Source organism: Bacillus sp. AF62 (genome assembly GCF_050312695.1).
Lineage (GTDB): Bacteria > Bacillota > Bacilli > Bacillales > Bacillaceae_G > Bacillus_A > Bacillus_A cereus.
Map to the genome: position 1 here is coordinate 145,738 of NZ_JBNPJZ010000041.1, position 9,755 is coordinate 155,492.

The window sequence follows — 9,755 nt, forward strand, 5'->3', positions numbered from 1 at the left end:
AATGTCAATTAATCTAAATATAGTTGAAATTGATAATTATTATCAATAGGGTGGATGCGACATGTTAATGAGAAAAAAATTTCACCTTCTACGGAGGGGATTAAAAGATAAAAATAAAGATGTTGATCAGCATATGGAATGGCAACGAAATGTAATTCGGTCTGAATATGTAGATGAGAAGAAGAGCATTCAAACAGAAAAAGAGATACAAAGTAAAGGGAGAGGTTCAGTTGAGTAAGTTAGTAATGATTTTTGCAAGTATGAGTGGAAATACAGAGGAAATGGCTGACCATATTGCCGGCGTAATTCGTGAAACAGAAAATGAAATTGAAGTTATTGATATTATGGATTCACCAGAAGCTTCTATATTGGAACAGTATGATGGAATTATTTTAGGTGCATACACATGGGGAGATGGTGATCTTCCTGATGATTTCTTAGATTTTTATGATGCAATGGATTCTATTGATTTAACTGGGAAAAAAGCGGCAGTATTCGGATCATGTGATTCGGCTTATCCGAAATACGGAGTGGCGGTTGACATTTTAATAGAAAAGCTACAAGAGCGCGGGGCAGCAGTTGTGTTAGAAGGACTAAAAGTAGAATTAACGCCAGAAGATGAAGATGTAGAAAAATGTTTACAGTTTGGAGCTGAATTTGTAAAACACCTTTCTTAATGGCAGAAGGGAGCTGAAGAGCAAGTGCATGAGAAAATCTCAATCAAAACGATGACAGATTATCATTTGTATGATTTTATGCGGTGTCCGCATAAATTTTATTTTCGTCATATAAAAAGAAGAGAACCTTCTTCATTTGAATGGCAACAAATAGTGCAAATGATTGTGAATCAAATTATTAACGAGTATTACACGCTACCTGCGGGTCAACAAACGAAAATTGTACTTTTAATATTAATAGAAAAGTATTGGAAAAAAGTAAGGATTAATATGTTTGCTTCGAAGACGGAGTACTATATTGTATTAGCGAAGCTAACGGATCACTTATTACAGTTTGTTGAAAGGGATGATAGTCAGACACCACCATTGTTTTTATACGAGAAGTTTCAAACATATATGGAAGAGTTAGGTGTCCACATGTCATTGACATTTGAAGTTGGTGAGTGGAATGCTGAGTCGTTTGTAATTAAAAAGTATGTTGTCGATGCGGATGAGGAAATGCTTGCTCTTTGTCAGAAGCTAATGACAGTATTTAGTTATAAAGCTTTCGGCGTTCTTCCAGGAAAAATTGAAGTTATTAATTTAATAGAAGGAACTAAGTATGAGTACATTCCGAAACAGGAAGATATTATAACTGGAATGGCTGAGTTATCTAGAATGAAAGAAATGTTACAGCAACCTGAGCATTATACAGAGCGTCATTTTCGTTCTGAGTGTATAAGTTGTGCGTTTCGTAGTGAATGCCAAGGGGAAGAAGTAAAGAAAGAAGCGAAACAGAAGAAAAATATAGTTCATTAAAGGATGCAACTTTGCATCCTTTTTTGTTATTGACATGAAAAGCTTTTCATCATTTACGGTATATTTGTAGCAGATTTTAATAAAGTGAAACTTTAATCAGTGGGGGTCAATCAGGCTACCCGCAAATAGCGGGATAAAGGGAGGAATAATCAATGAAAGATGAAACGAAAGTATTTCAATGGTTAAAAGAACAAAATGCTCCTTTTGAAATTCAACTGCAAATTTTACAGGCATTTCAATTGTATAAAGTTATTGTTGAAATGGATAAAAAGTTAATGATGTATGAGGAGAGAGTATATAGGGAGAGAATGTAATCTCATCCCTGTAATATCGTTTTTAGTTGTTCTGTACTTGTAATGAATTCGAGTTCATTCTCTGATTCAAAGTTATAAATAATATTATGTAGTAAAGGACTATATTGATAAAAGGTAGTAATGCGGTGAATGAGTAATGGATCATGATGAGAAATAAGTGTACTGTACTGTTCATATACAGATGTAGTAAACTCATGTCCGAAATCATAATATAGTCCTGCAAAATCAAAAGCAGGATCGCCAATTTGCGCATCACCAAAATCGATAACACCTGAAATGCGTTTGTTCTGCTTGTTAAATAAAATGTGATGATGTGTAAAATCAGCGTGAATGATTGTATTTTGAAATTTAGATGTAGCTAGACAGGCAAAGAAATTCTCGAATAAACGATTTAAGGCTGATTTCTGGAACGAAGTAAGATTGTTAGTAACATACTGATTTAATTTAGTTTGTAGCTCTTTCCAGTAGGTAAGTGTTTTTTCAATAGGGAATCCTAACGCTGTAACACTTTTTAGAGGAATACTATGTAGAGCAGCAAGGAAAGTTGCTAATTGTGTAATAAGTGCTTTTCGTTCTTGTTTTTCTAGTGTAGTAACTATTTCTGTTTTTAAAGGTTCACCATGAATGAGAGTATAGTAACTACAAAGCGGAATAGCATCAGTCTCCTTTTTATAGAATAGGTGATACTTTGGAACTTTAATTTCATGTAGTGAACAAGAGAGAAGTGTGCATAGTTCTTTTTCTAACGGAATTCGCATTGCATATTCCTGTTTTCGCGGGAAACGAAACAGTAGCTCATCATTTACTATAATTGCTACATTATCCCAACCTTCTTCATTTTGTTTATATGAATGTATAGAAAGATTAGGCAAAGCTTCTTTTATATAATGTTTGTAAGAGTCCATAATTGTTCCTCGTTTCTGAGTTAAGTTATTCTACTTTATAATATCAGAATTTTCTTTCTATATGTTAAAATATAGCTATCATTATGAAGAAGGGCGGGAGTATTACGAAAAAAAGACTGTTAATCATTTCTCTATGTATCGCTTTTGTATTGTTTTGGTCATATAAAGAGGAGGTTTTTGCTACCTTTAAACCGATTGATCAGTACGGATTAAATAAGGAGTTAAAGAATAAAAGTATAGAAAATTTAACTCATAATGAAATGAAAAAGGTAGGAGAGCATTTTGTGACTGAACAACTATCAGTGTTTGAGTTTAATAATAAAGAAGATGTGAAACGAAAAGGTGAAGAAATATTTTTAAATAGAGGGTATGAACAATTAATGGGAAATTATTATCCAAATCGTTTTCAAGAGTTAGAGTATAAATTTACAAACGAGGAGATACGTGAAGAGAAAGATGAGAGTTTTCTCTATCAAGCTGTAGCGTACGTTGCGGGTACTGAAAATGGTAAGAGAAGCGAAATGAAATTGAATTATGAAGTGAAAATTGTAAAGGTTAATAATATATTTATGGTGCTAGAACAAAAGCAGCGCGTACAATAAAGGAAATTCATTGCTCAATAGATCATTTGGGGGTGTACTACTTAATGCGGAATAAAAAGGCCCTCAAGGAATCAAGGACCTTTAAAGATTTTCATTTTGTTGACCAAGTTCTTTTTGAGCAATATATAAATTTCCTTGCTCCACTTGTTTAAGTGTATGAACAGAATCGCCTGCATATCCTTTTTGTGTTTTAACAGTTCTTTTGGAACGATTGGAATTTTGTTTCTTCATATAATAGGCCACCTTTCATCAAAAATAAACGAAAATGATAAGTATGAGTAATACAGCAGCGAAAATGGTAATGCCCATTAAAAACGAAGTGTTTTTATATTTAGGTGGCTTATGTACATCTTGCCGATATCCAGGTGAAATTTCAGGGGCAAATTCTTCATCGAATGATTGCTTTTTTTCTTTGTCGTCCATATGTACCCACCTTTCTTTTTCATTATATTATACGTTACAAGAAAAAATATGCATAAAGAAAACAGCCGCTTTATTATTAGCGGCTGTTTTGTGTTGTATATTTTCGTTGTACTTGAAAGAGACGGATAAGGAGGAAGGCAGCGCCAAATGCTAGACCGATAATAAGACCGATCCAATAACCTTTTGCGGCCCATTCTGTATATGTTGCTAATATGTAACCTAGTGGTAGACCTATTATCCAATAAGCAATTAAAGTCATAATTAGAGCAACATTTACATCTTTATAACCACGCAGAGCTCCTTGTACAGGGGTTGCAATTGCATCTGAAATTTGAAATAAAATCGCAAAAATAAGAAATTCTTTTGCTAAATGATGAACTTTTGCATCTGTCGTATAAATAGAAGCAATTTGATTATCAAAGAAGTAGAGAAGAATTGAATATAATAAAGCAAAGGCAAGGGCTAATCCAATTCCAATCAGTCCGTATTGTTTTGCATTATCGTAACGTTTTGCTCCAACTTCGAATCCGACTGCAATAGTCATTGCCATTGCTAAACTGAGCGGAGTCATATATAACAAGGAAGCAAAGTTCATAGCTGCTTGGTGAGCTGCAATAGTTGTCGTACTAAAATTACTCATCATGAGCGTTACCGCAGCGAAAATACTCGTTTCAAAAAAGATAGCAAATCCGATAGGAACGCCAAGCTTTAAGAATGCTGTCCAACTAGAAAGAGAAGGGCGATATAATTGTTTGAAAATGTTGAAAGAGGCAAAAGGCTCTTTCGTCTGAATAATAATGACTGTAATAATTAAAATGCACCAATATGTTGCAGTGGAAGCAATTGCTGCTCCGACACCACCAAGCTTTGGGAAACCGAAGTTACCAAAAATTAATAGGTAATTTAATATTACGTTAATTGGTAATGATAGTAATGTAATAATCATCGTTGTTCGAGTTTTTCCTAATGCATCAATAAATCCACGTAAAACAGTGTAAGTGAATAAAGGTATAATTCCTATTGCGATAATACTTAAAAATTGAGCTGCAATTCGTTCCACAGGTTCTTCTAAGCGCATGCCGTTTAAAATAGGTGAAACGACGAAGAAACCGATGAGGATAACAACGAAGCTAGCACAAATTGCTAAATAAACTGCTTGTATGACAACGTGGGGAACGTCCTTTTTTTTCTTGGATCCGACGAGTTGTGCAACAATGGGAGTAGTAGCCATTAAAATTCCTGTTAATCCCGTACTAACTGGAAGCCATATACTTGTTCCAATTGCAACACCTGCTAAATCAGTTGGACTTGCATGTCCTGACATTGTTGTATCAAAAAAACTCATCGCAAATAATGACATTTGCGTTACGAAAATCGGAAAAAATAGTAATACAAATTGCTTTAACTTTTGTGAAAATGAAGTAGTTTCTTTCATAAAATCCCCTTTCCATATAAAAAAACAAACTCTTACTATCATACAATTTAATCAAAGATTAGAAAAGAAATACGCGCCTACAACATATGAAACCAATAAAAAAAGGATGCACTTTGAAAAGGGATAAGGTATTATGATAAGGTGTGAAAAAATTACATATTATTTGTTATTAAGGAGGCACTACTTGTGGCTGATTGGTTAATTGGTTTAATCATGGGTGCTGTTGAAGGGTTAACAGAGTTTCTACCAGTATCATCAACAGGACATATGATTTTAACAGGACATTTAATTGGATTTGACGATGAGAGAGCGAAAGTTTTTGAAGTTGTTATCCAATTGGGATCGATTTTAGCAGTTGTTGTTATATTTTGGAAGCGTCTATGGTCGTTAGTTGGAATAGGTAAAGTAACAGACGGACCATCGTTAAATTTATTACATATTATTATCGGGATGATTCCTGCCGGGATACTTGGCGTATTATTCCATAGCACTATTAAAGAGGTTTTATTTGGTCCAGGACCAGTTGTTATTAGCTTAGTAGCCGGTGGTATTTTAATGATTGTTGCTGAGAAGTTTTCAAAACCAAGTACAGCAAGAACGTTAGATGAAATCACATATAAACAGGCATTTACAATTGGAATGTTTCAATGTTTAGCTCTTTGGCCAGGATTTTCTCGTTCTGGTTCTACAATCAGTGGTGGTTTATTAGCTCGCGTGTCGCATACAGCGGCAGCTGAATATACGTTCATTTTAGCGGTACCGATGATGGTAGCTGCAAGTGGATTAGATTTAATTAAAAGCTGGGATGTATTAAGCTCAGCAGATATAACGCTATTTGTAACAGGATTTGTAACTGCATTCGTTGTTGCGATGCTTGCAATTGTTTCATTCTTGAAATTATTATCTCGTGTAAAACTAACACCGTTCGCTTATTATCGTTTCATTTTAGCTGCGGTATTCTATTTCTTCATTATGTAATAAAAAAACCTGCCGAGCTCGGCAGGTTTTTTATTTTACTATTTTTTCCACCATATTTTCCATTACATGCTCCCAAAGAGAAGTATCATCAGCTAATGTAGCACGGAAATTAGCATACATTTCTTTTTGTTTTTCTTCGAATGTTGGATCTTCTTTTTCAGGTAATGTAGCGCGCATTGAAGTTACTAATTCTTGTACTTTTGGAGCGCGTGGTCCAAAGACGGCTTGTTCATTTCCATCTTTATCAATGAAAATAAAGATTGGAATCGCACGTGCTGTTCCATTTGTTAAATATTGATCCATTAATTCTAAGTTTTCGTCGCGAATTAATAAACTCATTTCAATATTTGCAACTTCAGAAATTCGTTTCATAACAGGTACGCATAAAAGAGCATCGCCACACCAATCAGCAGTTAATACGATAACACGCCAGCCGTCATTTTGACGTTCTTCTAATACAGGAAGTAATTCATTTGGAATTAAAAAGTTATTGTAAATGTGTAGTAGCTCGTATTGGTTTACTTGCATTTCATTCACATATGTATCAAAGGACATACCTTTATCAGCCCATTGTTGTAAGTTCATAATTAACACCTCTTTAGTAAGATTTGCTTTCATTGTACCAATTTTTATATAGAAAAGCTTGTATTCTTACTCTTTCTCGTCACTTAATAATTTATTTAAGAGGAAAAAGAATAGTACGACACATAATTCAGCTATGTTGGACATTTGTACGCTTTCTATCCAATCATCAGCAGTATGAATGACGAACCAATCTAGTGTAATTTCAATGAATGAGAAAAGAGTAATAGAAATCCAATTTGGCATGTTTTGTGTCAGTGGATATAGCAGCGCTTTGAAGAAACTGAAGATGAAAAATGTAATACTGTCTAAGAAAGTGATTAATAAAAAAAAGAGAAGTAACGCAGTACGTGAACTATACTCGATACCTGTAATTTGAAAGATTCCTACATATACAAAAAATATAAATGCAAAAATTATAATGAGAAAAAGAGCAATAATACTAATGATAATCGTTTTATCTTTTAGGCTGAGATTTGAGAATTTCTCCTCCTCATGCATTAAAATACCCCCTTTTTCTGGAAGTTAACTTCATTTTATCATGAAATACATATTAAAAAACTACGAATTATGGGAAAATAAGGTGACAAAAAGTAAGATTTCATGTAAAATTATTAATAAGGTTTTTATTTAACTAAATGAAATAAAAGGAGCTGTCAAAGTTGTCTCAAAATCGAGAGCAATTAATGGAAGAACTATCGACAAATGTGTTTGCTATGTTTCGCACATTGCGTAATGATATCGGAAAAATATTCGGTGGTTACATACCGTGGAATGAATTCATCGTCCTGAGAATATTAAATCGTACGAATAAAGAAATGGTATCGCGTGTAGCAAATGAATTAAATGTGTCGAATAGTCATATTACAGCTGTTACAGAAAAATTAATTAATAAAGGTTTTGTAACTCGTTCACGTTCTACATCAGATCGCCGAGTTGTGTATTTAGAGATTACAGAACAAGGGAAAGATTTAGTTGCGAAAATGGAAGATGCGAAAAAACAATATTTACAAGAAAGATTCTCTACACTTTCAGAAGATGAAATGAATGTAATGATTTCGATTTCCAAAAAACTTATTTAAGTGATTATAAACAAGAAAACGCTTACGTGATGAAAGAGAAGATCTTCCTTATATATGGAAGGTCTTCTTTCATGTGTAATAGATGTTAAAAAATAAAATGTGTATGAAAAAAGATAGAGCGCCATACTACTAATACAAGGAAGGGAGGGAGAAATATGACGAATCGTAACGGTAGTAAAGGGAGCGGTAATCAAGGATCACCAAAGTCCGGCCAGTTTAATCAGGAATTTAGCACTGAATTTGAAACTGGTAATGATAATAAAGGGAAAGAATATCGTTCTAAAAAAGGGAGTAAATCAAAAAAGGAGTGAATATATTCACTCCTTTTTTGATTTACGATGCTGCCGATTGATCAGTATTATATTTTTCTTCTGATTTTGCGACAATCATTGCGCAAATTGCATCCCCAGAAATGTTTACAGCTGTTCTAGACATATCTAGAATACGGTCAATACCGATAATTAAAGCGATACCTTCTACTGGTAGATTTACTTGATTTAAAACCATTGTAAGCATTACAAGTCCAACACCTGGTACACCAGCAGTACCGATACTAGCTAGTACAGCGGTTAATACGACCATAGCTAATTGCGGTAATGTAAGTTCAACTCCGTATACTTGAGCGATAAATACAGTTGCTACTCCTTGCATAATGGCAGTACCATCCATATTAATAGTTGCCCCTAGTGGTTGTACAAATGAGCTTATCGCTTTTGGAACGCCAAGCTTATCTTGTGCTGTTTTCATTGCAAATGGAAGCGATGCATTAGAGCTAGATGTACTAAATCCAATTGCCATTACTGGTCCGAAATGTTTAAAGAAACGAACAATACTTTCTTTTGCTAATACCTTTAATAAGCCACCATATACAAAGACCCCGTGAATAATGAGTACTAACATAACGACAATCATATACTTGAACATCGCAGCGACGCCTGCAAGCCCCATTTTACCAACGGATGAAGCGAGCAAACCGAATGTTCCAATTGGGGCTAATTTCATAACGAGATTAACGAGATACATCATTAATTCGTTGCCCTGTTCAAGTAATGAATGGATACCTTGAACTCGTTTTCCTAAAATAGCTATACCGAGTCCAATCAATACGGCAAAGGCAATGATTTGTAACATGTTTCCGTCAGCCATCGCTTTTGCTGGGTTATCTGGTACGATATTTAGCAATGTGTCGACGAAAGATGTTTCAGTTTTTGCACCTTCATACTTAAGACCTTCTGTTTTAAAATTACCGCCAGCTCCTGGTTTTATAATAAGTGCAAATGTAACCGCTATAGAGATGGCAACCGCAGTTGTTACGAGAAAGAATGAAATTGATTTTAAACCGATTCTTCCAAGTTGTTTCGGATCTCCAAGGCCGGCAGCACCAAGTACGATAGAAATGAACACAACAGGAACAACTAGCATTTTAATAAGTCGAATAAACAATTGACCAATTGGGTTGAACACATATTGATTTAGTGGCTCAAAGATAGATGGAGCGGCTAAATTTAGAGTGAGTCCAACAACTAGACCTAGAAATAATGCGATTAAGATTGCTTTTGTTTGTTTCAATAAAATCCCCCCTTTTGTTTTTGCGAAATTCCTTCCTAAAGTAATTATACCGAAAAAATACCTAATTTGACAATATTTTCTGAATTTTTAGGTTTTTATTTAAGTACAGATAGATTGATTTTGTGTTTGGAAAATAAAATAGACCATCACATAGGATGGTCAAGGGAAGGGGACAATTTATCTCAATTTGATTAGGGATGGAAGTTGCTTTAAGACACTGGGGAATGTCTTATAAATTAGGGAGGAACAACTTCGATACATATACTATAAAAGGTAGGTGTGACTCTCATGTGAACATAGGGTGAAAGAGAGGGGGAGTTTTAAATAAAAGATAGAAAGACAAAAAAATAAGACCATCATATATAAGATGGTCAAGGAAGGGGACAATTT

15 protein-coding genes are annotated in these 9,755 nt (G+C 34.3%); 8 read left to right on the forward strand and 7 right to left on the reverse strand.

The window, feature by feature from the left end:
* Positions 1-61: 61 nt before the first annotated feature.
* The 4 genes from ACQRBL_RS06640 to ACQRBL_RS06655 all read left to right on the forward strand — a co-directional run bounded on the left by ACQRBL_RS06640 (position 62) and on the right by ACQRBL_RS06655 (position 1,789).
* The gene (locus ACQRBL_RS06640) at positions 62-238 is read left to right on the forward strand and encodes a hypothetical protein (RefSeq protein WP_000929009.1); all 177 of its coding nucleotides are present in this window, start codon (positions 62-64) and stop codon (positions 236-238) included.
* On the forward strand, positions 231-677 hold the full coding sequence (locus ACQRBL_RS06645; RefSeq protein ID WP_000041153.1) for a flavodoxin: 447 nt from the start codon (positions 231-233) through the stop codon (positions 675-677). Before ACQRBL_RS06640 ends, ACQRBL_RS06645 begins: the two co-directional genes overlap by 8 nt.
* 24 nt (positions 678-701) lie before the next feature.
* Positions 702-1,475 carry a hypothetical protein gene (locus tag ACQRBL_RS06650; RefSeq protein ID WP_000544586.1) on the forward strand — a complete coding sequence of 258 codons (774 nt, stop codon included), beginning with the start codon at positions 702-704 and terminating at the stop codon, positions 1,473-1,475.
* A 152-nt stretch (positions 1,476-1,627) separates the two neighbouring features.
* The gene (locus tag ACQRBL_RS06655; RefSeq protein WP_000651086.1) at positions 1,628-1,789 is read left to right on the forward strand and encodes a hypothetical protein; all 162 of its coding nucleotides are present in this window, start codon (positions 1,628-1,630) and stop codon (positions 1,787-1,789) included.
* A 2-nt stretch (positions 1,790-1,791) separates the two neighbouring features.
* Here ACQRBL_RS06655 and ACQRBL_RS06660 read toward each other — a convergent pair whose 3' ends face one another.
* Positions 1,792-2,694 (reverse strand): aminoglycoside phosphotransferase family protein, encoded by a 903-nt coding sequence (locus ACQRBL_RS06660; protein ID WP_053564926.1) that lies wholly within the window; start codon positions 2,692-2,694, stop codon positions 1,792-1,794.
* 83 nt (positions 2,695-2,777) lie between these two features.
* On the opposite strand from ACQRBL_RS06660, the gene ACQRBL_RS06665 reads away from it, so the two are divergent.
* On the forward strand, positions 2,778-3,296 hold the full coding sequence (locus tag ACQRBL_RS06665) for a hypothetical protein (RefSeq protein WP_000715258.1): 519 nt from the start codon (positions 2,778-2,780) through the stop codon (positions 3,294-3,296).
* A gap of 81 nt (positions 3,297-3,377) precedes the next feature.
* On the opposite strand, the gene ACQRBL_RS06670 is transcribed toward ACQRBL_RS06665, so the two are convergent.
* From ACQRBL_RS06670 to ACQRBL_RS06680, 3 genes are all read right to left on the reverse strand, one after another.
* Complete coding sequence (locus ACQRBL_RS06670) at positions 3,378-3,527, reverse strand: hypothetical protein (protein ID WP_000744623.1); 150 nt, start codon at positions 3,525-3,527, stop codon at positions 3,378-3,380.
* A gap of 18 nt (positions 3,528-3,545) precedes the next feature.
* Complete coding sequence (locus tag ACQRBL_RS06675) at positions 3,546-3,719, reverse strand: hypothetical protein (RefSeq protein WP_000341062.1); 174 nt, start codon at positions 3,717-3,719, stop codon at positions 3,546-3,548.
* A gap of 76 nt (positions 3,720-3,795) precedes the next feature.
* A complete protein-coding gene (locus ACQRBL_RS06680; RefSeq protein ID WP_000665559.1) occupies positions 3,796-5,154 on the reverse strand; it encodes an MATE family efflux transporter in 1,359 nt (452 codons plus the stop codon).
* 186 nt (positions 5,155-5,340) lie between these two features.
* Here ACQRBL_RS06680 and uppP point away from each other — a divergent pair, with 186 nt between their 5' ends.
* Entirely contained in the window at positions 5,341-6,132 is a 792-nt protein-coding gene (uppP, locus tag ACQRBL_RS06685; RefSeq protein WP_000796253.1) for a bacitracin resistance undecaprenyl-diphosphatase, read from the forward strand.
* A gap of 30 nt (positions 6,133-6,162) precedes the next feature.
* On the opposite strand, the gene ACQRBL_RS06690 is transcribed toward uppP, so the two are convergent.
* On the reverse strand, positions 6,163-6,750 hold the full coding sequence (locus tag ACQRBL_RS06690) for a thioredoxin family protein (RefSeq protein ID WP_002040836.1): 588 nt from the start codon (positions 6,748-6,750) through the stop codon (positions 6,163-6,165).
* Positions 6,751-6,783: 33 nt separating this feature from the next.
* Positions 6,784-7,215, reverse strand: a complete 432-nt coding sequence (locus ACQRBL_RS06695) for a YrvL family regulatory protein (protein ID WP_000544072.1) — start codon at positions 7,213-7,215, stop codon at positions 6,784-6,786.
* 161 nt (positions 7,216-7,376) lie between these two features.
* Between ACQRBL_RS06695 and ACQRBL_RS06700 the strand changes: the two genes are divergently transcribed.
* Together ACQRBL_RS06700 and ACQRBL_RS06705 are read left to right on the forward strand one after the other, a co-directional pair.
* Positions 7,377-7,796 (forward strand): MarR family winged helix-turn-helix transcriptional regulator, encoded by a 420-nt coding sequence (locus ACQRBL_RS06700; protein ID WP_000081434.1) that lies wholly within the window; start codon positions 7,377-7,379, stop codon positions 7,794-7,796.
* A 155-nt stretch (positions 7,797-7,951) separates the two neighbouring features.
* Positions 7,952-8,107: a hypothetical protein gene (locus ACQRBL_RS06705; protein WP_000184928.1), complete on the forward strand. Its 156-nt coding sequence runs from the start codon at positions 7,952-7,954 to the stop codon at positions 8,105-8,107.
* A 22-nt stretch (positions 8,108-8,129) separates the two neighbouring features.
* Here ACQRBL_RS06705 and ACQRBL_RS06710 read toward each other — a convergent pair whose 3' ends face one another.
* On the reverse strand, positions 8,130-9,365 hold the full coding sequence (locus ACQRBL_RS06710) for a dicarboxylate/amino acid:cation symporter (protein WP_000814809.1): 1,236 nt from the start codon (positions 9,363-9,365) through the stop codon (positions 8,130-8,132).
* Between the last annotated feature and the right edge of the window lie 390 nt (positions 9,366-9,755).